Here is a 21,903-nt window from a genome sequence, read left to right on the forward strand (position 1 = left end):
ACAGCTCAACAGTTCAAGATCTTCAACACCTAACGGTGACAGCGCCAAAAAACCCCGGACGGTGCCGGGGCTGGAATGTCAGCGTGCGCGCTTACCTGGCCAGTTCGACCAGCACCGCCGTGTACATCTGCAGGTTCAGCAGCAGCTGCTTCTCGGTGATGAACTCGTGCTCGGAGTGGCCGGTGTAGACCTTGCCCGGCATCGCCGGACCGAAGCTCACTGCCCCCGGGAACAGGCGCGAATTGGTGCCGCCGCCGATCGCGATCGGCTGCGGATCCTTCATGCCGGTGAAGTACGAGAACACGTTCATCAGGGTCGGCAGGTGCGGCGCATTCTTCTGCACCCAGGGCTCGCCGATGCGGACCTTGACGTTGGCCAGCGGCAGGCGGCGCGCCTGCCACTGCGCCAGCGCGGCATTGACTTCATTGGTCAGCTGCTCGCTGCTCTTGCCCTGCGGACGGCGCAGGTTGATCTGCACTTCGATGCCGTCGTCGTTCTGCTTGATCACGGTCGGCGCGAAGCTCATCGGACCCATGAAGCTGTCGCGGTAGGCGATGGCGCCGAACTTCTCGCCGTAGATGCCGGTCCCCACCATCTCGTTGAGGTAGTTCACCGCGCCGCCGGCGACCGTGTTGGCCCAGGGGCGCACGGCCAGCGCATCGGCCAGCATGCTGACCGCGTTGACGCCGTCTTCCGGCTTGGACGAGTGGGCCGATACCCCCTTGGCCTTCACGCTCAAGCTGCTGCCTTCCCAGTTGAAGCTGTACTGCATGCCTTCTTGTTTGGCGCCGCGCGCGCGGATGGCCTGCTCGATCTCCGGGGTCGCGTTGGCGATCACGGCGCTGGCATCCTCGGGAATCTGGGTGATGAAGAAACCGCCGCCGAATTCCGCCACGTAGGCTTCGCCTCGCGGCGGCGCGACCGCGCCCGCCTTCGGGATCGTCACCGCGACCAGGCCGGAGCCCTTCTCCGCCGTCACCGCCGGGTATTCGGCGTCGAGCGTGATGTTGACCTGCGGCGGCTGGTGGGTCTTGAGGAACTCCACCAGCGGCTGCCAGTCGGACTCCTCGCCCATGTACACATAGAGTTCGATGCGCTTGGACAGCGGCAGGCCCTTGTCCTTGATCGACTTCATCGCGTACATGGCGGTGGCGATCGGGCCCTTGTCGTCCTCGGCGCCGCGCGCCAGCAGCTTGCCCGGCTCGCTGATGCGGTCCAGCACGAAGGGCGACTTCTTCCACTTGCTCGGGTCGACCGGCTGCACGTCGCCGTGCGTGATCACGCCGACGCGTTCGCTGCCCTGACCCAGGCCGATGATCACGGTCCAGCCGTGGTCGGCGTAGTCCAGTCCCAGGCGCTGGGCTTCCGCCTTCAGCGCTTCCTTGAAGGCGATGTGGACCGGGTTCTTGTCGGACGGGACGTTCTTGTCGGCCACCGTGTTGTAGCTCACCAGCTTGGCCAGCGTGTCGACGATGTCCTTGCGGTAGGTGCTGGCCGCGTACTTGGCGGTCTTGACGGCGACCTCGCTCGGGGCCTTGACGGGCGCCGGGGCCGCTGCGGCGGGCAGCGTGAAGGAAGCCAGCAGCAGGCTGGCCAGCAGTGTTTTTCGAATCATGAGGTCCCGTCTCCAGTGCAAAGCGATGGTTGCAAAAGCGCAAGAAGTCTAGCACAGGCGTGTGCGCCCGAGACGGGGCCTTGGAGTATCGTTAGGACCAATGAACCATAGGAGCGACCCACCATGACAGCCCGCAGTGTCCACCGCCTGCATCCCGCGATGCGCGACGATATCGGCGACCTCATCACGCAGCGCCCGCTGCCCGGACGCCTGGTCGACCAGATCGATCCCTTCCTCTTCCTCAATCACCACGGCCCGCAGACCTACCCGCCGCACAACCGCGGCCTGCCCTTCGGCCCGCACCCGCACCGCGGCTTCGAGACCGTCACCTTCATCCTGGAAGGCATGCTGGCCCACCGCGACAATGCCGGCCACGAAAGCGTAATCCATGCCGGCGGCGTGCAGTGGATGACGGCCGGGCGCGGCATCGTGCATGCCGAGGTCTCGCCACGCGCATTCCTCGAGCAGGGCGGCCCGATCGAGATCCTGCAGCTGTGGGTCAATCTGCCCTCGCGCCTGAAGATGAGCGAGCCGGCCTACACCGGCCTGCAGCGCGCCGACATCCCTGCCCTGGCGGTCGACGAGGGCAAGGTGTTGCTGAACCTGATTGCGGGGGAATGGGAAGGCAGCACGGGCCCGGTGCATTCGCTCACCGGCGTGTTCATGAGCACGCTGGAGATGCGCGCGGGCGGCAGCATCCGCTTTGGTGGACTGGAGGGGCGCAACGTGTTCCTCTACGTCGCGCGCGGGGTGGTCCAGGTGGGCAACCATGCCGACCTGGTCAGCCCGATGCACCTGGTGGAGCTGGACGAGACCGGCGACACGGTCGAGATCCGCGCCAGCCAGGACGCCCTGGTGGTGTTCGGCCATGCGGAACCGATCCGGGAACCGGTGGTTTCTCACGGCCCCTTCGTGATGAGCACGCGCGAGGAGATCGCGCAGGCCATCGACGATTACCAGGCCGGGCGTTTCGGCTCAGCGCTGGGCTAGGGCGACCTGGCGGCCGGCCAGGTTGCTGACGCGGACCGTGTCGACCACGCGGCGCTCGTTCGGACGGTCGAAGGACAGGCGCAGGTCCTTGTTCATCGCCACGAAGCGGTTCTTGCCGACGTGGACGATCTCGGTGGCGCCGTCGCCGAGGTCGGCGTACAGCTTGCGGGCCTGGCCATCGCGCTTGCCGCTCACGGTGAGGACGCGGCCGTCGTCGAGCTGGTATTCGCCCTGCACCCGGTCGAACATGAAGGCAGCCATCTGCGCCTGCTTCGGCTGGGCGCCGACCACGTCGACGCGCTCGGAGACGGTGCCTTGCGGTGCCGCGCTGGCGGTCAGGGTGAAGAAGGTGGCGGCGGCGGCCAGCAGCAGTTTGGTGCGCATGATGTACTTCCTTTCAAGTCGAAATTGAATGGGTTCGGACCTGTGCGACTCAGGGCTGGTTCTGCTCGCGCCGCTCGGACCACGTTGTTCAGTTTCGCCAGCGTTTCTCTCGGTTTGTCTGGCGATGAGGGAAGTGTAGCGACACGCCGTGCAGGCTCAAGCCGGAAGCGCTGGAACGCGGAAAACGCGCGACGAAATGCAGAAAACAGCTACCAGGCGGGGCATGCATATGGGCGCCGGTTCTGGACGTCTGCACGCCGTGCAGATGTCCCGGAAAGCCTGGATTGACGGGCGAAACGCGACGCTTCCATGCATATGCGGGAACGTGCGTCTGCATGTTGCGCAATGCCTTACATTAGGGTTCCGATCGCTTTCCACACACCTTTTGCCACGACACCATGCACGCCATTCCCCTCGTCGCCACCACGCGCGGCTACCCCGATTCCGGCTACGTCATCGAGAACATCCATGCCGGCTCGATCGCGGTCGTCGACGTGCAGGGCCGCCTGCTCTACGCGAGCGGCGACCCGCTCTACCCCACCTTCACGCGCTCGGCCCTCAAGCCCTTCCAGGCCCTGCCCTTCATCCTGTCCGATGGTCCCGCGCGCTTCGGCCTGAGCCGCGACGAGCTGGCGCTGCTGTGCGCCAGCCACTCCGGCGAAGAGAAGCATCTGCAGGGCGTGGAAGCCATCCTCGACAAGATCGGCCTCGATCCCGGCCACCTGGAATGCGGCTGCGCCACGCCGCTGTTCTACGAGTTCACCGGCCAGCCGGTGCCCCAGGACCGCAGCTGGACCCCGCTGCATCACAACTGCTCGGGCAAGCACAGCGGCTTCCTGGCCTGGTGCCGCCTGCACGGCGCGCCCACCCGCGGCTATGTCGAGCGCAGCCACCCGCTGCAGCAGGCGATCCGCAGCACGCTGTCCGAGGTGGTGGGCATGCCGGCCGACTGGATGCAGGTCGGGCTCGACGGCTGCTCGGCGCCGAACTATGCGATGCCCCTGTCGACCCTGGCGCACCTGTATGCGCGCCTCGCGCAAGGCGCCGCCGACCCGCAGCTGGGCGGCGCCATGGGCATGCTGTTCGATGCCATGACGGCGCGGCCCGACCTGGTCTCGGGCACGGCGCGCACCGACCTGGCCTGGATGACGGCCGGCGGCGGCGACTGGGTCGCGAAGATCGGCGCCGACGCGGTGCAGGCAATCGGCATCCGCTCGGCGGGGCTGGGCATCGCGATCAAGATTGCGGACGGCAACAGCCGCGCCCTGCACCCGGCGGTGTACAGCGTGCTCGACCAGCTCGGCCTGCTCGACGAGAAGCGGCGCGCGCAGCTGGAAGAATTCCGCCAGCCGCCGATCCGCAACGCGCGCGGCACCGAGGCGGGCGACATCCGCACCCTGTTCACCTTGATGCCGCAGGCCGATCCGCTGTCCTAGGCGGCCAGGCGGCGCAGCATGGCGGCGATGGCGGCGACGACGGTGGCGTCGTCCCAGTAGCTGTTGTGCGAGAACGGGTTCCAGCTGCGCAGCAGCAGGCTGGCGACACCGCCGCTGGCGTTGACGATGCGGTCTTCCACCAGTTCGTTGTAGCCGCCCGGCAGGGGCTGCAGCGGCCAGCCCAGCACGTCGTCCGGATCATAGAAGTTGATCCACTTGAAGAGCGAGGTCGGCCGCTCGATCGGGATGATGTGCATGATCTTGTGCGCGGCGATGAACACCGGGATGTTGCAGCCGGTCGTGACCAGCGCAGCGCAGGTGCCCGCGCCCAGGAAGGTCTTCTCGCTCGCGGTAAGCGCGCGCCCGATGGCAGCTAGCGCCCAGGCATCGATGTTGCGCCAGATGCCGGCGCCGACGGGCTGGCCCCTGGCCGCCTTCTGGGCGTCATAGATGTAGCTCGACAGGACCTGGCAGCCGAGCGACTGCGCCACGAACACCACCGGCATGCCGGGCCGCAGCGCGTGCGCCGACAGCAGCGTGCGCGCGATCTCGCCCTGCGCCAGCTCGTAGACCGAACCGGGGATCTCCTTGCGGTTCTCGAGCCCGGCCGCGTCGCCGAAGCCGAACAGCACGAACTTGCGCAGGTCGGGGTAACGCACCATGCTGTGTTCGCGGGTACGCTCCCACACATAGTTCTGGTTGTCCTGCAGGATCTTCTGGTAGTACACGGAGCGCATCACCACCTGCCCCGCCAGGCTGCCTAGCTGCCCGCGCAGCCGGTCCATCAACCCATCGGCATAGGTGGGCGGGGTTTCCCCCATCCCGTGCACCGTGATCAGCGCCACGTCGGCCATGGCATCCTCCCCTTCCCGGGCCGCGTGTTTTTGTGAATCCTGCGGCCATCCATCGATGGAGACAGCGTACCAGTTTTCGTGGCAATGCATGCGTTCGCGCTGCCGTACCGGGGTGCGCTACCATGAGGCTTTCAGCGACCGCCGATCCCGATGCCAGAACCGCTCTTTCCCCGCTACCGCGAAGCGATCCGCAAGCTCGACCTGGCGCAGGTGGCGGCGCCCGCACAGATCCCCGAGACCTTCCTGCTGGGCCGCGAAGGACGCTACAGCGCCTACTACATTCCCTTCGAATCGATCCACCCGCAGGCGCGCATCGTGGTCGCCGGCATCACGCCCGGTTTCGTGCAGTGGAAGAACGCGATGCGCGAGGCGCAGCGCCAGCTGGCGGCAGGCAGTGGCGACGCCGAGCTGCTGCGCGCGGCGCGGCTGGCGGGCGCCTTCAGCGGCGCGATCCGGCCCAATTTCGTGGCCCTGCTCGATGCGATCGGCGTGCAGCGCTGGCTCGGCATCGCCGGCTGCGCCACCCTGTTCGGCGAGGATGCCGGGCTGGTACAGGTGAGCGCGATCCTGCGCCATCCGATCTTTGTGGACGGCAAGAACTACAGCGGCTCGCCCTCGCCGCTGCGTAACGCCTTCCTGCGCGAGCAGGTACTGCGCTGGTTCGCGCAGGAGGCGCGCCAGCTGCCGGACGCGCTGTACATCCCGATGGGCGCCAGCGTCAGCGAGACGCTCGACTGGCTGGTCGCCGAAGGCGTGATTCCTGCCGGACGTGTGCTGCACGGGCTGCCGCATCCGTCGGGGGCGAATGCTGAGCGGGTGGCGTACTTCCTGGGGCGCAAGGAGCGTGCTGCGCTGTCCAGCAAGACCAATGGGGCGCAGATCGATGCGGCGAGAGAAGGACTGCTGGCGCAGATGGAGGCGCTGATCGCCGAGCGCATCACGCGATCGACAACGCGAACTCCGTGACCCCATCCACGCCGCCGCGCACCCGGTCGCCCGGCGTCAATGCCGCAACACCCGCCGGCGTGCCGGTATAGATCAGGTCCCCGGGCGCCAGCGTGACCAGGCGCGACAGGTGCGCGATGACATCCGCGATCGGCCAGATCATCTCGTTCAGGTTTCCCTCCTGGCGCAGCGCACCGTTCACCTCGAGCCAGATGCGCGCATCCTGCGGATGGCCGAGCTTCGCTGCCGGAATGAGCGGGCTGCACGGCGCCGAGGCGTCGAAACCCTTCGCCATGTCCCAGGGCCGGCCGGCATCCTTGGCCTGCGCCTGCAGGTCGCGCCGGGTCAGGTCCAGGCCTACGCCATAGCCCCACACGAGCGACATGGCATCGCTCGGGTCGATGTTGCTGCCTCCGGCGCCGAGCGCCACCACCAGCTCGACCTCGTGATGCAGGTCCTGGGTGGCGGGCGGGTATGGCACGGCGCCGCTGGCCGGCACCACGGCGTCGGCCGGTTTGGTGAAGAAGAAGGGCGGCTCGCGGTTCGGATCGCTTCCCATCTCGCGCGCATGGGCGCCGTAGTTGCGGCCGACGCAGAACACGCGGCGGATCGGGAAGCGTTCCTGGCTGTCCGCCACGGCCAGCGAGGGCCGGGCCGGGGCGGTGATGACGTAACTGGACATGCGAATCCTTTCATGGACGAGCGCCCATGATAACCGCCTGGCCGGCGCTTCGTCAGGGCGCGGTCGCCAGCGACTCCGCGCGCGCCGCGCTGGCGCCGACCGATTCCAGGACGCGCCCCAGCGCCGTCATGTCCACCGGCTTGACCAGGTGGTGGGCGAAGCCGGCCTCGATGGCGCGCTCGCGGTCCCTGGCCTGGCCGTAGCCGGTGATCGCCACCAGCACCGTGTGGCGCGTTTCCGGCATCGCGCGCAGCTGTTGCGCCAGGTGGTAGCCGTCGATGTCGGGCAGGCCGATGTCGACCAGCATGGCATCCGGGCGCTCGGCGCGCGCGCGGCGCAGGGCCGAGCGCGCGTCGTACTCGACCGCCGTGTGATAGCCCTGCACGCCCAGCAGCTGCGACAGGCTGTCGGCCGCATCGGCATTGTCGTCCACCAGGACCAGGCGCAGCGGCCGGCCCAGCCGCGCGCTCTCTTGCTGCAGCGGCCCGGTCGCCACGCCGGCGTCGGGCGCCGCCTCCACGCAGGGCAGCGCGAGCGTGAAGCGGCTGCCCAGGCCGACGCCGTCGCTGTGCGCGCCGACCTCGCCACCGTGCAGCTCGACCAGGCGCTTGACCAGGGTCAGGCCTAGCCCGAGCCCGCCCTGCGAACGCGCCAGCGTGCGTGCGCCCTGGGTGAACAGGTCGAACACGCTCGGCAGCAGCTCCGGCGGCATGCCGGAACCGTTGTCGCTGATGTCCAGGCACATGCGCCCGTCCCTGCTGTCGAGCGCCAGCGCGATGCGTCCGTCCTTCTGGGTGTACTTGGCCGCGTTGTTGAGGATATTGGTCACGCTCTGCACCAGGCGGGTCTGGTCGCCGCGCACGTACACGGGAGCGGGCGGCAAGGCCAGCTGCACTGCATGGCTCTTTTCTTCGAGCAGCGGGCGCGCCTGGTCGAGCGCGCCCGAGACGATGTCGCGGAAGTCGACCACGTCCAGCTTGAGCTTGACGAGCCCGCGCGTGACGCGCGACACGTCCAGCAGGTCGTCGATCAGGCGGCTCATGTGGCGCACCTGACGGCTGATGATGGTGCTGGTCTGGCGGATGCGCGGCTCGTCCTTGAACTGCATCGACAGCAGGCTGGCCGAACTGCTGATCGGCGCCAGCGGATTGCGCAGCTCGTGCGCCAGCATCGCCAGGAACTCGTCCTTGGCGTGGCTCAGGCGCTCGGCCTGCACGCGCGCCGCGCGCTCGCTCTGCAGCAGCGCGTCGCGTTCCTGCGCCGACTTCTGGGCCACCTCGTACAGGCGCGCATTGTCCATCGCGATGGCGGCCTGGCCGGCCACGCCGGCGACGATGCGTTCGGTGCGCTCGGTGAACACGCCCGCTTCCGGATGGCCGAAGAACAGCCCGCCCAGCACCCGCCCCGCGCGCGACACCACCGGCACCGCCAGGTAGCTGCGCACCGCCAGGTGGCCGGGCGGCATGCCGCTGCCGGGGCCCAGCTGCGCATAGCGCGGATCGGCGGTGATGTCGTCGCTGCGGATCGCGCCTTCGCCGTCGAAGGTGGGGCGGAAGATCTCGGTGGCGCGCGGCTTGCCGAGGCGCTCCATGTCCTCGCGCAGGGCGCCGGACAGGGTATACAGCTGCAGGCGCTCGCCATGCTCGTCTTCTGCGTTATAGAAGAAAGCGCCGAAGCGCGCCCCCGCCAGCTCGGTGCCGGCGTCGGTGATCGCCTGCAGCAGCGTGCCCAGGTCGAGGGTCGAGGCCAGCGCCTGGCCGGTACGGTTGACCATCTCGAGCACGCGCTTCTCGTCGCGCAGCGATTCCTCGACGCGGGCGCGTCGCACCACCTCGCGGGTATGGCGCGCCACGTCCTCGGCCAGCGCGGCTTCCTGGTCGCTCCAGTGGCGCACGCGCTGCTGGTGCAGGTAGAAGATGGCCGCCAGGCGTCCCTCTTCGATCAGCGGCACGATGATCATCGAGCGCGCGTCGATGCTGGCATAGCCGGCCGCATACGGCGCCGCGTGCTCGTCCAGGGAGATATCGTCAAGGCGCAGGGTGCGCCCACGGCGCAACTGGTCGATGATGGCCGGCCCGAAGCTGTCGAGTTCGCGCGATTCTCCGGCCAGGCTGGCGATGCCGCCGTCGGTCCAGTCGCGGTCCACGCTCACCATGCGTCCGGAGCTGTCGATCTCGCCGTAGCCGACCCGCGCCACGCCGAGGTATTCGCCGGTCAGCCGGCTCGCGGCCTGCATCACGTCCACCGCATCGATCAGGCCGCGCAGCGTGTCGCTCAGCTTCAGGTGGAAGGCATGGCGCTGCTCGGCGAGCACGCGCGAGGTGCAATCGGACAGCACGAAATACACGCCGATGATCTCGCCATTGTGGCGTACCGGGGTGATCGAGGACGAGAAGTAGCGCCGTTCCAGCTTGCCGTTGCGGTGGAACTCCAGCAGCGCATTCTCGAACTGGGCCGGCTGGCCCGACAGGGCTTCCATGACGTAAGGCTGCAGGCGCGGCCAGAGTTCCGGACGCACCAGCGGGAGCGGCTGGCCCATGGCGCCGGGATGCTTGTCGCCCAGCAGGGAGGCATAGGCGTCGTTATAGAACAGCCTGAGTTCCGGCCCCCAGGCGATCGCCATCGGAAACTGCGAGGCGACGATCAGGTCGGCGATGGCTTGCATGCCTTCGGGCCAATTGTCGGGTTTTACGGAGGGGAAGACGGGCCAGGGTCGTTCGATCGCCTGGCCGGGCAGCGTCGCGCTACCTTCCGCGAGAAGGGAGAGACTGCTTTCGTTACTCATCAGGATAGTCCCGGTTCGATTCCACGCGGCGCCCGGTCGCAGGAGTGGGAAACCTGTCGCCGTGGTTTGTTGTATCGCCGCTAACTTTTTGTAAGCGGACGATTATAACGAGCTATCCGGATGAGCCGCGCGCGATAGCGCCGGACTAGCTGAAACGCGACTGGTACTCGCTGGGCAGGACGCCCAGCTGGGTGGAAAAGGCGCGGCGCAGCTTGTATTCCGTGCCATAGCCGCTGTCGCGCGCCGCCCGCTTGACCTGATCGAGCGGCTGGACATCTCACTGGAGTGATCAGCCTTGGCGATCGACAGAGAAGCGAAAGCGCGACTCGGTCTGGTACACCTCGCCCGGACGCAGGATCACGTTCGGGAAATGCGGCTGGTTGGGCGAATCGGGGAAGTGCTGCGGCTCCAGGCACAAGCCGCTGCGATGGGCATAGGCCTGCCCCTTGCCGGTGAGCGAGCCGTCCAGGAAGTTCCCGCTGTAGAACTGCACGCCCGGTTCTTCGGTGAACAGCTCCAGCACCCGGCCGGAGTTCGGCTCGAGCACGCGGGCCGCGCGCGTCATGCCCTTGCCGTTCGGCTTGTCGAGCGCGAAGCAGTGGTCATAGCCCTGGCCGTTGCGCAGCTGGACGTCGTCTTCCTCGATGCGCGAACCGATCGGACGCGGCGTGCGGAAATCGAAGGGCGTGCCCTCCACCGGCGCCAGCGCCCCGGTCGGGATCGATTCCTCGTCGATGGCGACAAACGCATCGGCATCGATGGAGAGGACGTGGCCGAGGATGTCGCCGCCACCGGCCAGGTTGAAGTAGCTGTGCTGGGTCAGGTTGACCGGCGTGGGCGCGTCGGTCACGGCATGGAAGCGGACGACGAGTTCGTTGGTATCGAGGAGTTCATACACCACGATGACGTCCAGCGTGCCCGGGTAGCCCTGCTCGCCGTCGCGGCTGGTATAGGCCAGGCGCAGGCTGTTGCCTTCCACCGTGGCGCTCCACTTCACCCGGTCGAAGCCGGGGACGCCGCCATGCAGGTGATTGTTGCCGTTGTTGGTCGGCAGCGCATATTCCCGGCCGTCGAGCGTGAACCGGCCCTTGGCGATGCGGTTGCCGTAGCGCCCGATCAGGGCCCCGAAATACGGGCTGTCGGATCCGTAGGGTGCGAGCGTGTCGAAGCCCAGCACGACGTCGGCCAGCCTGCCGTCACGGTCCGGGGCGTGCAGCTCGGTGATGATGCCGCCGAAGTCGATGATCCTGGCTACCATGCCGCCGGCATTGGTGAGCGTGAACTGGGTGATGGCCTCGCCGTCCGGCAGTGTGCCGAAGGGGGCTTGTGTGATACCGGTGCGCACGTTGTTCTTGTCCTTGGATGTGGGTCGATGAACCGATCCTAACATGGTGTGCAGACAGTCCTGCGCAACGTAGCCCGCCCGTCCGGCATGGCGGTTTCGTTACCTAAATACAACAGCACCCTAAGTAGAACCACTTAGTTTGCGCTGGATCGTGCAGCTTTTTGGCGACGCGCACATGCTTTCCAAAAACCGAATAAGCAAAGAGCTAACGAATCGTGGCATCATTTCGAGTGCACTGGTAATGTAAGCTTTTTGCAACTGTACGTTTCTGTCAATATTTTAAATCGACAACAAGAACGGCGTTCGGAAACACCATTCATCCACACTGGAGATATCAATGAAAAAGAAGAGTCTGGCCATCGCCATGCTGTCCCTCCTGCCGTTGGCAGCCGCCCAAGCGCAAACCAGCGTCCAGATCTACGGCATCGCCGATGCCTCGGTCGGCATCGAAGACACCGACGCACCGGGTGAAGACAGCCGCACCGTGATCAGCTCGGGCACCCAGTCCACCAGCCGCATCGGCTTCCGTGGCACCGAGGACCTGGGCAATGGCCTGAAGGCGCTCTTCAACATCGAAGCCGGCGTCGCCCTCGACAGCGGCGCCCAGGATGCCGCCGGCACCTTCCAGCGCCGCGCCGTCGTCGGCCTGCAGGGTTCCTTCGGTACCGTGACCATCGGCCGCGAGTACGGCCCGATCGCCGCGGTGGCCCAGTCGGCCGACCCGCTCGGCCACGGCTTCTACGGCTCGACCCTGACCAGCTTCGGCAACGGCCGCCTGACCCGCCGCCTGTCGAACTCGGTGAACTACAAGAGCAACGACCTGAGCGGCCTGACCTTCCTGGCCGCCTACAGCGCCGGCGAACGCCAGACCGACGACCCGTCGGGCAACCTGGTCGGCGCCGCCGTCGAATACAAGAACGGCCCGCTGTACCTGGGCGCGGGCTACCAGCAGACCGAGCGCCTGGCCACCGGCGACGACAAGGAATACGCACTCGGCGCCGGCTACAACTTCGGCGCCTTCGACCTGCGCGCGGCCTACTTGGAAGCCGACCCGACCGGCGCGAACAACGAGTACAAGTTCATCACCCTGGGCGGCGTGTTCACCTCGGGCCCGAACAAGTTCTACCTGTCGGGCCACCAGCAGAAGCTGGCAACCGGCGCCAAGGGCAATGGCTTCTCGGTCGCCTACAGCTATACCCTGTCCAAGCGTACCAACCTGTACAGCTCGTATGGCCGCGTGCGCAACAACGGCCGCGCAGCCTTCGGCCTGGCTTCGGCAGGCGGTACTTTCGCACCGCCGGCCACCGCGCTCGGCGCCGATCCGTCGGTGTTCAACGTGGGCGTGCGTCACTCGTTCTAAACGAGCGTCCCCAAGCAAAAACGGCAAGCCCATGCGGCTTGCCGTTTTTTTTGCCCCGGGCGTTCTTACGCCGCGAGCGCCTTCAAGGCACGCTGCGGTGCGCGCACGGGTTCCGGCGCCGCCTGTTCGCCGGCGCCGATGCGGAAGGCCGCCATCGCCGCGTTCAGCTTGGCCGCCTGGTCCTTCATCGCTTCGGCGGCGGCGGCCGCTTCTTCCACCAGCGCGGCGTTCTGCTGCGTCACGTGGTCCATCTCGACCACGGCCTGATTGATCTGCTCGATGCCGGCGGTCTGCTCCTGGCTGGCCGAGGTGATCTCGCCCATGATGTCGGTCACGCGGCGCACGCTGTCGACGATCTCCTGCATCGTGGCGCCGGCTTCGGCCACCAGCTTGCTGCCGTTCGCGACCTTGTCGGTCGAGTCGTTGATCAGGGCCTTGATTTCCTTGGCCGCCGCCGCCGAACGCTGCGCCAGGTTGCGCACTTCGGTCGCCACCACCGCGAAGCCGCGGCCCTGCTCGCCCGCACGCGCCGCCTCAACGGCGGCGTTCAGGGCCAGGATGTTGGTCTGGAAGGCGATACCGTCGATGACGCCGATGATGTCGCTGATCTTGCCGGCCGATGCATCGATGTCGGACATGGTGCCCACCACCTGGCCGATCACGGTGCCGCCGCGCAGCGCCACCTGCGAGGCCGCTTCCGCCAGCACGTTGGCCTGGCGCGCATTGTCGGCGTTCTGCTTGACGGTCGAGGTCAGTTCTTCCATCGAGGACGCGGTTTCTTCCAGCGAGGACGCCTGCTGTTCGGTACGGCTCGAGAGGTCCTGGCTGCCGGCCGCGACTTCCGAGGCGGCCACGGTGATGGCATCGGTGCCGCTGCGCACTGTGCCGACGGTGCGCGCCAGGTTCTCGTTCATGGCCTTCAGCGCCTGCAGGAGCTGGCCGGCTTCGTCACGGGTCGTCACCTCGATGCGGCTGCTCAGGTCGCCGGCGGCGACCGTATTCGCCACTTCCAGCGCGCGTTGCACCGGGCGGGTGATCGAACGGGTGATCCACCATGCCACGCCTGCCGCCAGGGCCAGGGCGAGCGCGCCCAGTGCCCACATCATGCGGACGGTGTTGTCGTAGGTACGCTGGGCTTCGCCAGCCTTGTCCATGGCGATCGATTTCTGCAAGGCCGCCTGCTCGTTGATGTCCTTCTTCAGCTCCGCCAGCCTGGGACGTAGCTCTTCGGCCAGGTATTGGCGCGCTTCCTCGTCCAGTCCGTCGTTGACGAGCTTGAGCAGCTGCTCCTGGCCCTGCAGGTAGCGGCCGGCCTGCTGCTTCATCCGGTCCAGCAGCGCGCGTGCCTGCGGATTCTGCAGGGTCTTGTCCAGTTGGGTCATGTCGGCCTCGATCGCCTTGCGCGCGGCGGCGATTGCCTCGATCTGCTTGGTACGGTCGCTGCGCTCTTCGTTGAGCATCATGTTGCGCAGTGCGATGGCGATCACGTCGACCTGGCCGAGCAGATGACCGGTCATCTCGAGTTTCGGCATGCGGTTGTTGACGATTTCATCGGTGCCTGCATTGATGCGGCCCAGCATGGTCGTGCTCATCACGATCATGCACACGAGCAGGACGCAGAGCAGGCCGAAGCCGAGGCCGAGGCGCGTGCCGATTTTCAGGTTGGCGAGGTTCATGTGGTTCTCCTTATGGCTGGATGTCCTGCCCGGTGGGTGGTATCCGCTCAGGCGGCTTTCTGTACGTTGGTGATCAGGCCGAGCTGCTCGGAGCTCATCAGCTTGTCGATGTCGAGCACGATCAGCATGCGCTCGCCGACCGTGCCCAGGCCGAGGATGGTGTCGCCGTCGGTGGTAGCGCCCATGTCGGGCGCCGGACGCATCTGTTCGTCCATCAGGGTGACCACGTCCGAGACGCTGTCGACCACCATGCCGATCACGTGGTTCCTGATGTTCAGCACGATGACGACGGTGAACTGGTCGTAGCTCGGCTCGCCCAGATTGAACAGGATGCGCATGTCGACGATCGGCACGATCGAGCCGCGCAGGTTCATGATCCCCTTGATGCAGGCCGGTGCGTTCGGCAGCATCGTGGGCTCTTCGTAGCCTCGGATTTCCTGCACTTTCAGGATGCTGATCGCGTACTCTTCCTTCGCCAGGCGGAAGGACAGCACTTCGTTGTCTTGGTTGGTCTTGTGGGTATCCATCGTTGTCACTTTCTGGTTTCTTGCGCAAGGTCATATTGCCTGAGCGCAAGATACATTACGTCCAATCTGGTGCGGATTCGATGGCGAAACGGCAAAACAAGGCGATTTATTTGCCAAAACGGTGCACGGTATGGCGCCTTTGCAACGCCTTTGTCCCGCTTCACCGCTGAGTTCTTATTGTTCAGTAAACATATCGCACGACCGTTCGCCCCCTCCAGGGCTGGCACGTATCCTGCATGGACCAAGGGTGTCAACACCATGAGAGGCAGGCATGATCATCCGCAGACTCGATGCGCGCGCCATCGGAAAGGTGCGCACCCAGCTCGCCACCCTGTTGCTGGACGCGGTCGCCGATGGCCATTCGCTCGGCTTCCTGGCGGGCCTCGACGACGTGCAGCTCGAGGCGTACTGGTGCGGCGTGGAGCGCGAGGTGGCGCGCGGCACCCGCGTGCTGCTGGCCGCCGAGCGCACCGGAGTGCTGGTCGGCAGCGTGCAGCTGGACCTGTGCCAGAAACCGAACGGCAGCAACCGCGCCGAACTGCAGAAGATGCTGGTGCATTGCACGATGCGCCGGCGCGGCATCGGCAGCGCCCTGCTGGAAGCGGCCGAGATCGAGGCGCTGTCGCTGCGCCGCGGCCTGCTGTTCCTCGAAACCGAAGCCGGCGCCACGGCCGAGCAGCTGGTCGGCAAGGTCGGCTACGTCCGCGTGGGCGAACTGCCCGAGTACTGCTCGACCCCGAACGGGCACTGGCGCGCCGCGGCGATCTGGTACAAGACCCTGTTCTCGCGCGTGCGCCCATGCTGATCCTGAATACCCGCATCGACGCGGCCGCGCGGGTGCACGGCACCCTGGCGCTGCCCTGGGAGCGGCGCGAGCGCTGCCGCATGCGCGCCACCCTGGCCTGCGGCGAAGAGGTCGCGCTGTTCCTGCCGCGCGGCGCCCCGCTGCGCCACGGCGACCTGCTGCGCGGCGACGACGGCCGCGTGGTGCGCGTGGCGGCCGCGCCGGAACCGACCTATGCGCTGCGCTGCCGCGATCCGCTGGTGCTGGCGCGCTGCGCCTACCAGCTCGGCAAGCGCCACGCCCGGCTGCAGGTATGCGCCTGGGGCCTGCGCATGCGCGCCGACCCGGTGCTGCGCGACCTGGTGCTGGAGCTGGGCGCCGCGGTGGAGGAAGAGCTGGCCGCGTTCGAACCGGAAGCGGACGCCGGCACGGACCCGCCCGCAGGCGTCGCCAATCGGCCGGCAACGCTGCCACGGAAACACCATCGCCCGGTCGAGGTGGACGGCGCCTGAACGCCCTCGGGCACATACTAAGTCGGTGCTCATGTGAAATGTCACGTAGAATCAGGCATTACCAAGTGTCCAGAATACAACGTGACCGGCACCAGCTCCTCGATCGTCCGCAGGCCCCTGCGCGCCTACCTGCTCTGGCTGGTGCTGGCTACCCTGCTGCCCGGCGTCATCGGAGCGTCGATCCTGTTCGTCCACCAGTACCAGAAGGCGCGTGCCCAGATCGAGAAGAACACGCTGCAGACGGTGCGCGCCCTGGTGCACAGCACCGACAACAAGCTGCGCGAGGCGCGCTCGATCGCCCAGACCCTGTCCACCATCGACGCCCTCGCGGCCGAGGACTTCGCCCGCACCCACTACCAGGCGCGCGAAGCGCTGGCGCTGGCCGGCGGACGCATGAACGCGGTGCTGCGCGACCGTAGCGGCCAGCAGCTGATCAACACTGCGGTCGACTACGGCACCCCGCTGCCGCGCCACCCCACCCCTTCCATCGAGCAGGTCTTCGTCACCGGCCGGCCGGCGGTGTCGGACGTGTTCCAGGGCCAGCTGCGCAAGAGCGCGCTGGCCAGCGTCGACGTGCCGGTGCTCGTGCGCGGCCAGGTGCGCTACGTGCTGAGCATCGGCCTGGGCCCGGAAGAATTCGACGGCCTGCTGGGCCCGACCTCGGTGCCGGAAGGCGCCGTCGCCTCGCTGTTCGACCGCAAGGGGATCATCTTCAACCGCAACATGAACCGCGACAAGTCGATCGGCCAGCCGGTCAACCCGCTGTTGCGCGACGCGGCCAGCCGCCAGCAGGAAGGCACCATCGCCTCGCGCTCGCGCGAAGGCAAGCCGCTCCTGACCAGCTTCGCGCGCTCGCCCCTGAGCGGCTGGGGCGTGGCGATCGGCATCCAGCGTGAATCCCTGCGCACGGAGTTGATGGACCAGCTTGCCCTGATGGCGGGCGTCGCCGCGGCGCTGTTCGCGATCGGCCTGTGCCTGGCCTGGCTGATCGGCGGCCGCCTGGCGCGCTCGGTGCAGGCGCTCACGGGCCGGGCGCAGGCGCTCGGCATGGGCGACACGCTGCCGCCGCTCGAAGACGTGCACGTGCGCGAAGCCGCGGAAGTGGCGTCGGCCATGGCCGATGCCGCCACGCTGCTGTCGGAACGCTCGCGCCAGCTGGCCGCCAAGGAATCGGCGCTGCGCGAGACCCACATGCTGGCGCGTTTCGGCACCTGGCAGTGGAAGCTCGGCAGCGAAGAGATCGAGGTCTCCGATTCGGTCCCCCACATCTTCGGGCGGCCGATGCCGCCCTTCCCGCAGCAGCGCGGCACCGTGCTGAGCGAAGAGTCGTGGCTGCAGGTGCAGCGCCTCACCGGCGAACTGGTGCGCCAGGGCGGCAGCGGCAAGCTGCAGCTGCATGCCTTCCACGCCGACGGCCACCGCATCTGGCTCGACTACCGCTGCGAGAGCGTGCATGGTTCCGACGGCCGGGTGGTGGCGCTGCGCGGCAGCATGCAGGACATCACCGAGCGCGTGCGCGCCGAGGAAGCCCTGCGCCAGGCCGACCAGCGCAAGAACGAATTCCTGGCGATGCTGGCGCACGAACTGCGCAACCCGCTGGCGCCGATCTCCTCAGGCGCCCAGCTGCTCGGCCAGGACAGCCTCGAGCCGGCGCGCGTCAAGCAGATCAGCGCCATCATCGCGCGCCAGGCGCGCCACATGGCCGGCCTGGTGGACGACCTGCTGGACGTCTCGCGCGTCACGCGCGGCCTGGTGGTCCTGACCAAGGAGCGCATCGACATCAATGCCGTCGTGCAGGACGCCGCCGAACAGGTGCAGGCCCTGGTGCACGGCAAGGAGCACCGCCTCGAGGTGCAGCTGCTGCCCCAGCCCTGCTTCGTGCTGGGCGACCGCAAGCGCCTGGTGCAGGTAGTCGGCAACCTGCTGCACAACGCAGCCAAGTTCACCGAGCGCGGCGGCCGCATCGCGGTGGCGGTAAGCAGCGCCGGCGAGACCGTAATGGTGGAGGTGCGCGACAACGGCATCGGCATGCTCCCTACGGAACAGGAGCGCGCCTTCGACATGTTCGTGCAGGGCGAGCGCACGCCCGACCGTTCGCTCGGCGGCCTGGGGATAGGCCTGGCGCTGGTGCGCAGCCTGGTCGAACTGCATGGCGGCAGCGTCCATGTGAGCAGCGCCGGCCATGGCATGGGAAGCAGCTTCACGGTGCGCCTACCGCGCTGCCAGGAACGCGCCGGTGACGCGGACGGCGCCGCCGGCGACGCGGCGCCAGGATCGAGCCTCAGGGTGCTGGTGGTGGACGACAACGTCGACGCGGCCCAGATGCTCTCGATGTACGTGGGCGCGCAAGGGCATGAGGTGCGGGTCGAACACGACTCGCTCGAGGCGCTGGCGCAGGCCGCCAGCTTCGCGCCCGAGCTCTGCCTGCTCGACATCGGGCTGCCGGAGATGGACGGCTACGAACTGGCGCGCCGCCTGCGCCGGCACCCGGCCACCGCCGGTGCGACCCTGGTGGCGGTGACCGGCTACGGCCAGGACCAGGACCGGCGCAACAGCGCGCAAGCCGGCTTCGACCACCACCTGGTGAAACCGGTGGACATGGTGGCGCTGGAGAAGATCCTGGCGGGCGCCGCGGCCGAGCCTTCTAGCGTTTGACGCTGCCGAAGGGGTCACCCTTTTTCCAGGACGGCATGGTGGGCGCGTTGGCCACCGCATAGCCCAGGTTGAGGGTGAACTGGGCCTGCTGCACCATGCCCGACAAATCCCACTCGGGGCGGTACTCGTCGCTCACCTGGTGGTAGTCCTTCTTGAAGCCCACCATCTTCTCGCTCGAGGCGGCGTGGTCGTGGGCGAACTCGAAGTGGCCGTCGCCCGAGAACACGGCCGAGCCCACATTAAAGGCCGGCACGCCCGCCTTGGCGAAATTGAAGTGGTCGGCGCGGAAGTAGGCACCCGACAGGTCGGGGATGGTCGGGGCGAGTTTCAGTCCCATTCCCTTCGCCACCTGAGCGGCGGTGTCGTACAGAGTGCTGCGTTCGGCGCCCGGTACACCGATGTCTTTCGTCTTGCCGACGAAGTTCAGGCTGTCGAGATTCAGGTCGGCGGCGGTCCGGGCCAGCGGCACTGCCGGGTTCTTCACGTAGGCGGCACTGCCCAGCAGGCCCTGCTCCTCGGCCGCCGGCCACAGGAACACCTGGGTGCGGCGCGCCGGCTTTTTGACCGCCTCGGCGGCCATTGCCAGCAGCGCGGCGGTGCCGGAAGCGTTGTCGATGGCGCCGTTGTAGATGCGGTCCGTTTTACCGGGCTGAGGCTTCTCGTCGATGCCCATGTGGTCCCAGTGCGAGGAATACACCACCGCCTGTTCCTTCAGTTTCGGGTCGGTGCCCGGCACGATGCCGGCCACGTTGTACTGCTCGACCATGCGGATGGCGGACTTGATCTCGACGTGGGCGGCAATCTTGAGGTCCACCGGACGGAAGTCGCGCCGCTCGGCCTGGGCGCGCAGCGTGTCGAGGTCGAAGCCCCCAAGCGCGAACAGCTCGCGCGCAGTCTCTTCGTGCAGCCAGCCTTCGATTGGGTTGCCGGGGCCCGCCAGGTGGAAGCGCTCGTGCGAGAAGCCGTTGGCCGGCACGCTCCACGGGTAGGACGAGGACGGCAGCGTGTGGATCAGCAGCACCCCGGCCGCGCCCTTGCGCACGGCTTCCTCGAACTTGTACAGCCAGCGCCCATACCAGGTGTAGGCCTTGCCGGCGAAGCGCTTCGGTTCTTCCACGGTGGGCTGCGGGTCGTTGACCATCATGACCAGGATCTTGCCCCTGACGTCGAGGCCCTTGTAGTCGTCCCACTTCTCCTCGGGGGCCGATACGCCATAGCCGACGAACAGTAGCGGCGCGTCAAACGACAGCTCGGTGCGCCCGCTGGCGGTGCCGAACACGATGCCCTTGCCGATCTCCGGCACGATGCGCCTGGATCCGGCCTGGAAGCTCACCGCGCTGCCCGGCAGCAGCCTGGTGCCTTCGATCTCGACCTTCTGGCGGTAGCCCTCGCCCTTGGGAAAGGCCGGTTTCAGGCCGATGATCGCGGCCTGGGTCTCGAGGTAGCGCACCGCAAGCTCGCCGCCGCGCTGGCCGGTGCCGCGGCCTTCGAACAGGTCGTCCGCGAGGAAGGCCAGGTGGCCGCGCAGGACCGGTTCGGAGACCGCGGGCGCCTGCTGGGCAACAGCATGGGTGGACAGGCCCAGCGCGGCGGCCAGGGCAAGGCGGGAAATTCGCATCGAAGAATCCATTGTGGAATGCCGGCTCGGCAAAAGCGCCATCTTAACCCGGCAACCATATTCGGCGCGGTTGCCTTGCGGCGCCCTGCCTCGCGCGCCTATACTTGCCTTCTACCGAACAGGGACATGCCATGACCATCACCCGCCGCACCGCCGCTACCACACTGGTTGCCCTGGCCGCCCTGCCCCTCGCCACCCGGGCCCAGGCCGGGAAAGACAAGAAGGAAGCTTCGCCCATGTACGGATTGATCGGAAAAATGCGCGCCCATCCGGGCCAGCGCGATGCCCTCATCGCCATCCTGCTGGAGGGCACGGCCGCCATGCCGGGCTGCCTCAGCTACGGCATCGCCAAGGACAAGCTCGATGCCGACGCGCTGTGGATCACCGAGACCTGGGTCGACCAGGACAGCCACAAGGCCTCGCTGTCGCTGCCCGCGGTGCAGGCGGCAATCGCCAAGGGACGCCCGCTGATCGCCGGCTTCGGCGAGCGCTTCGAGACCGAGCCGGTGGGCGGCCACGCCACGATGTCGAAGAAGTCCGCGTAGCGTTCAGGCGGCGGTGGGCGCCCCGGCAAAGGGCCGCGCGTCAAGCGGGATGTCGATGACGAAGGCGGTGCCTTCTTCCAGGGAACTGGACATCATCACGCTGCCTCCATGGGCTTCGGCCACGCGCCGCACATAAGGCAGGCCCACGCCCCAGCCTTCGCCATTGCACTCCGCTAGGCCCTGCTTGCCGGCGCGGCGGTACAGCTGGAAGATGCTCTCGCTGTCTTCCGGCGCGATCGGCGGGCCCTGGTTATGCACCATCAGCTGCACCCGCTCGGCCGTGGTCGATATTGTCACCTGGATCGGCGCCTCGTGGTCGCCGTACTTGATTGCATTGTTGACCAGGTTCTCGACGGCGCGCCGGATCGCTTCTGCACACCACCAGCCTTCGAGCGGCTCTGCATCGATCGCCAGCGCGATCGGGTGGAAAGCCTCGGCCGACTGGACGACGTCGCGCACCAGTGCTGCCAGGTCGACGCGGTCGATCTGCAGCCTCACCTTGCCGGTCTTGCAGAAGGCGATGCGGTCGAGCAGCTCGCGCGTCATGCCGTCGATGCGCTGGGTGCTGGCCACGATCTTGTCGGCGAAGCGGCGCGCGTTCGGGTCCTGCGAGGTGTGGTTGATCATCTCGGCCGCCATCTGGGCCGTGGACAGCGGCGTGCGCAGGTCGTGCGCCATCGCCGCGACAAACTGCTCGCGCAGGGCCGCCTGCACCACGGTGAAGGCGTTCGCGCTCTCGCGGATGGTGGCGTCGATGTGGGCGAACAAGGTGGCGCGCTGCCCTTCGTCCAGCAGCACGCCGTGATGGACCAGTTCGCGGAACAGGACGTTGCGGAAGATCTGCATCTCGTGGATGACGGCGGTGGCATCGTAGCTCGTCATGCGCGCACGCTCGCCGCCATGCTCGCTGGCGAGCGCGCCGAGGTCGGTGAGCAGGCGCGCCGAATGGCCCGGGGTGAGCAGCGCGGCCAGGGTATCGAAGTAGGCCGGCAGGGTGTTCTCGGCGATCGGCGGGGCCAGTTCCTGCGCCTGCGGCACCGCGGCGCGTACCTCGATCATCCAGGCGTCGATGATGGGGCGGCGCAAGGCCACCATCGCCCGCGTGACGGGCGACAAATCGGGATCGTCCGGGGACAGGTGTCCGGTCAGGTTGGCGCTCATCGGGAAAGCGGTCGCGTTGTCAGATTAGA

General features: G+C 67.5%; 18 protein-coding genes. 8 read left to right on the forward strand and 10 right to left on the reverse strand.

The window, feature by feature from the left end; all coding sequences use genetic code 11:
- Positions 1-91: 91 nt before the first annotated feature.
- On the reverse strand, positions 92-1,615 hold the full coding sequence (locus ACK6C6_RS21600) for a dipeptidase (protein ID WP_409269214.1): 1,524 nt from the start codon (positions 1,613-1,615) through the stop codon (positions 92-94).
- Positions 1,616-1,738: 123 nt separating this feature from the next.
- Between ACK6C6_RS21600 and ACK6C6_RS21605 the strand changes: the two genes are divergently transcribed.
- Positions 1,739-2,605 carry a pirin family protein gene (locus ACK6C6_RS21605; protein WP_409269216.1) on the forward strand — a complete coding sequence of 289 codons (867 nt, stop codon included), beginning with the start codon at positions 1,739-1,741 and terminating at the stop codon, positions 2,603-2,605.
- Here ACK6C6_RS21605 and ACK6C6_RS21610 read toward each other — a convergent pair.
- Positions 2,591-2,989, reverse strand: coding sequence for a hypothetical protein (locus ACK6C6_RS21610; RefSeq protein WP_313034840.1), 399 nt, complete (start codon positions 2,987-2,989; stop codon positions 2,591-2,593). The genes ACK6C6_RS21605 and ACK6C6_RS21610 overlap by 15 nt on opposite strands.
- 398 nt (positions 2,990-3,387) lie before the next feature.
- Here ACK6C6_RS21610 and ACK6C6_RS21615 point away from each other — a divergent pair, with 398 nt between their 5' ends.
- Positions 3,388-4,425 (forward strand): asparaginase, encoded by a 1,038-nt coding sequence (locus ACK6C6_RS21615; protein WP_409269218.1) that lies wholly within the window; start codon positions 3,388-3,390, stop codon positions 4,423-4,425.
- On the opposite strand, the gene ACK6C6_RS21620 is transcribed toward ACK6C6_RS21615, so the two are convergent.
- Positions 4,422-5,279 (reverse strand): hypothetical protein, encoded by an 858-nt coding sequence (locus ACK6C6_RS21620; protein ID WP_409269219.1) that lies wholly within the window; start codon positions 5,277-5,279, stop codon positions 4,422-4,424. The two genes, ACK6C6_RS21615 and ACK6C6_RS21620, sit on opposite strands and share 4 nt — an antisense overlap.
- Before the next feature lie 150 nt (positions 5,280-5,429).
- On the opposite strand from ACK6C6_RS21620, the gene ACK6C6_RS21625 reads away from it, so the two are divergent.
- Positions 5,430-6,245: a hypothetical protein gene (locus tag ACK6C6_RS21625; RefSeq protein ID WP_409269221.1), complete on the forward strand. Its 816-nt coding sequence runs from the start codon at positions 5,430-5,432 to the stop codon at positions 6,243-6,245.
- Here the strand turns inward: ACK6C6_RS21625 and ACK6C6_RS21630 are convergent.
- The 3 genes from ACK6C6_RS21630 to ACK6C6_RS21640 all read right to left on the reverse strand — a co-directional run bounded on the left by ACK6C6_RS21630 (position 6,217) and on the right by ACK6C6_RS21640 (position 11,036).
- Positions 6,217-6,906, reverse strand: a complete 690-nt coding sequence (locus ACK6C6_RS21630; protein ID WP_409269223.1) for a fumarylacetoacetate hydrolase family protein — start codon at positions 6,904-6,906, stop codon at positions 6,217-6,219. The two genes, ACK6C6_RS21625 and ACK6C6_RS21630, sit on opposite strands and share 29 nt — an antisense overlap.
- A gap of 52 nt (positions 6,907-6,958) precedes the next feature.
- Positions 6,959-9,571, reverse strand: a complete 2,613-nt coding sequence (locus tag ACK6C6_RS21635) for a GAF domain-containing protein (RefSeq protein ID WP_409269225.1) — start codon at positions 9,569-9,571, stop codon at positions 6,959-6,961.
- Positions 9,572-9,980: 409 nt separating this feature from the next.
- Entirely contained in the window at positions 9,981-11,036 is a 1,056-nt protein-coding gene (locus tag ACK6C6_RS21640; protein ID WP_409269226.1) for an aldose epimerase family protein, read from the reverse strand.
- Positions 11,037-11,373: 337 nt separating this feature from the next.
- Between ACK6C6_RS21640 and ACK6C6_RS21645 the strand changes: the two genes are divergently transcribed.
- On the forward strand, positions 11,374-12,396 hold the full coding sequence (locus ACK6C6_RS21645) for a porin (RefSeq protein ID WP_209588091.1): 1,023 nt from the start codon (positions 11,374-11,376) through the stop codon (positions 12,394-12,396).
- A gap of 65 nt (positions 12,397-12,461) precedes the next feature.
- Here ACK6C6_RS21645 and ACK6C6_RS21650 read toward each other — a convergent pair whose 3' ends face one another.
- Together ACK6C6_RS21650 and ACK6C6_RS21655 are read right to left on the reverse strand one after the other, a co-directional pair.
- Complete coding sequence (locus ACK6C6_RS21650; RefSeq protein ID WP_409269228.1) at positions 12,462-14,072, reverse strand: methyl-accepting chemotaxis protein; 1,611 nt, start codon at positions 14,070-14,072, stop codon at positions 12,462-12,464.
- Positions 14,073-14,119: 47 nt separating this feature from the next.
- Positions 14,120-14,599, reverse strand: a complete 480-nt coding sequence (locus tag ACK6C6_RS21655; protein ID WP_409269230.1) for a chemotaxis protein CheW — start codon at positions 14,597-14,599, stop codon at positions 14,120-14,122.
- A 271-nt stretch (positions 14,600-14,870) separates the two neighbouring features.
- On the opposite strand from ACK6C6_RS21655, the gene ACK6C6_RS21660 reads away from it, so the two are divergent.
- The 3 genes from ACK6C6_RS21660 to ACK6C6_RS21670 all read left to right on the forward strand — a co-directional run bounded on the left by ACK6C6_RS21660 (position 14,871) and on the right by ACK6C6_RS21670 (position 18,550).
- Positions 14,871-15,404, forward strand: coding sequence for a GNAT family N-acetyltransferase (locus ACK6C6_RS21660; protein ID WP_409269231.1), 534 nt, complete (start codon positions 14,871-14,873; stop codon positions 15,402-15,404).
- The gene (locus ACK6C6_RS21665; RefSeq protein ID WP_409269232.1) at positions 15,398-15,895 is read left to right on the forward strand and encodes an urease accessory protein UreE; all 498 of its coding nucleotides are present in this window, start codon (positions 15,398-15,400) and stop codon (positions 15,893-15,895) included. The genes ACK6C6_RS21660 and ACK6C6_RS21665 overlap by 7 nt, the downstream gene beginning before the upstream one ends.
- Positions 15,896-15,976: 81 nt before the next feature.
- Positions 15,977-18,550: an ATP-binding protein gene (locus ACK6C6_RS21670; protein WP_409269234.1), complete on the forward strand. Its 2,574-nt coding sequence runs from the start codon at positions 15,977-15,979 to the stop codon at positions 18,548-18,550.
- Here the strand turns inward: ACK6C6_RS21670 and ACK6C6_RS21675 are convergent.
- Positions 18,540-20,168, reverse strand: coding sequence for a M28 family peptidase (locus ACK6C6_RS21675; protein WP_409269235.1), 1,629 nt, complete (start codon positions 20,166-20,168; stop codon positions 18,540-18,542). The genes ACK6C6_RS21670 and ACK6C6_RS21675 overlap by 11 nt on opposite strands.
- 131 nt (positions 20,169-20,299) lie before the next feature.
- On the opposite strand from ACK6C6_RS21675, the gene ACK6C6_RS21680 reads away from it, so the two are divergent.
- The gene (locus tag ACK6C6_RS21680; RefSeq protein WP_409269237.1) at positions 20,300-20,713 is read left to right on the forward strand and encodes a putative quinol monooxygenase; all 414 of its coding nucleotides are present in this window, start codon (positions 20,300-20,302) and stop codon (positions 20,711-20,713) included.
- A gap of 3 nt (positions 20,714-20,716) precedes the next feature.
- Here ACK6C6_RS21680 and ACK6C6_RS21685 read toward each other — a convergent pair whose 3' ends face one another.
- Positions 20,717-21,874, reverse strand: a complete 1,158-nt coding sequence (locus ACK6C6_RS21685) for a HAMP domain-containing sensor histidine kinase (RefSeq protein ID WP_209588085.1) — start codon at positions 21,872-21,874, stop codon at positions 20,717-20,719.
- Positions 21,875-21,903: the final 29 nt, after the last annotated feature.

The sequence above is a fragment of the Massilia sp. BHUDP2 genome (assembly GCF_046236355.1).
Classification (GTDB): domain Bacteria; phylum Pseudomonadota; class Gammaproteobacteria; order Burkholderiales; family Burkholderiaceae_D; genus Telluria; species Telluria varians.

Coding starts and splice junctions, on each gene's coding strand:
- ACK6C6_RS21660 (WP_409269231.1), top strand. CDS start 14,871: ATGATCATCCGCAGACTCGATGCGCGCGCCATCGGAAAGGTGCGCACC.
- ACK6C6_RS21620 (WP_409269219.1), bottom strand. CDS start 5,279: ATGGCCGACGTGGCGCTGATCACGGTGCACGGGATGGGGGAAACCCCG.
- ACK6C6_RS21655 (WP_409269230.1), bottom strand. CDS start 14,599: ATGGATACCCACAAGACCAACCAAGACAACGAAGTGCTGTCCTTCCGC.
- ACK6C6_RS21630 (WP_409269223.1), bottom strand. CDS start 6,906: ATGTCCAGTTACGTCATCACCGCCCCGGCCCGGCCCTCGCTGGCCGTG.
- ACK6C6_RS21645 (WP_209588091.1), top strand. CDS start 11,374: ATGAAAAAGAAGAGTCTGGCCATCGCCATGCTGTCCCTCCTGCCGTTG.
- ACK6C6_RS21600 (WP_409269214.1), bottom strand. CDS start 1,615: ATGATTCGAAAAACACTGCTGGCCAGCCTGCTGCTGGCTTCCTTCACG.
- ACK6C6_RS21650 (WP_409269228.1), bottom strand. CDS start 14,072: ATGAACCTCGCCAACCTGAAAATCGGCACGCGCCTCGGCCTCGGCTTC.
- ACK6C6_RS21625 (WP_409269221.1), top strand. CDS start 5,430: ATGCCAGAACCGCTCTTTCCCCGCTACCGCGAAGCGATCCGCAAGCTC.
- ACK6C6_RS21680 (WP_409269237.1), top strand. CDS start 20,300: ATGACCATCACCCGCCGCACCGCCGCTACCACACTGGTTGCCCTGGCC.
- ACK6C6_RS21610 (WP_313034840.1), bottom strand. CDS start 2,989: ATGCGCACCAAACTGCTGCTGGCCGCCGCCGCCACCTTCTTCACCCTG.
- ACK6C6_RS21685 (WP_209588085.1), bottom strand. CDS start 21,874: ATGAGCGCCAACCTGACCGGACACCTGTCCCCGGACGATCCCGATTTG.
- ACK6C6_RS21675 (WP_409269235.1), bottom strand. CDS start 20,168: ATGCGAATTTCCCGCCTTGCCCTGGCCGCCGCGCTGGGCCTGTCCACC.
- ACK6C6_RS21665 (WP_409269232.1), top strand. CDS start 15,398: ATGCTGATCCTGAATACCCGCATCGACGCGGCCGCGCGGGTGCACGGC.
- ACK6C6_RS21635 (WP_409269225.1), bottom strand. CDS start 9,571: ATGCAAGCCATCGCCGACCTGATCGTCGCCTCGCAGTTTCCGATGGCG.
- ACK6C6_RS21615 (WP_409269218.1), top strand. CDS start 3,388: ATGCACGCCATTCCCCTCGTCGCCACCACGCGCGGCTACCCCGATTCC.
- ACK6C6_RS21605 (WP_409269216.1), top strand. CDS start 1,739: ATGACAGCCCGCAGTGTCCACCGCCTGCATCCCGCGATGCGCGACGAT.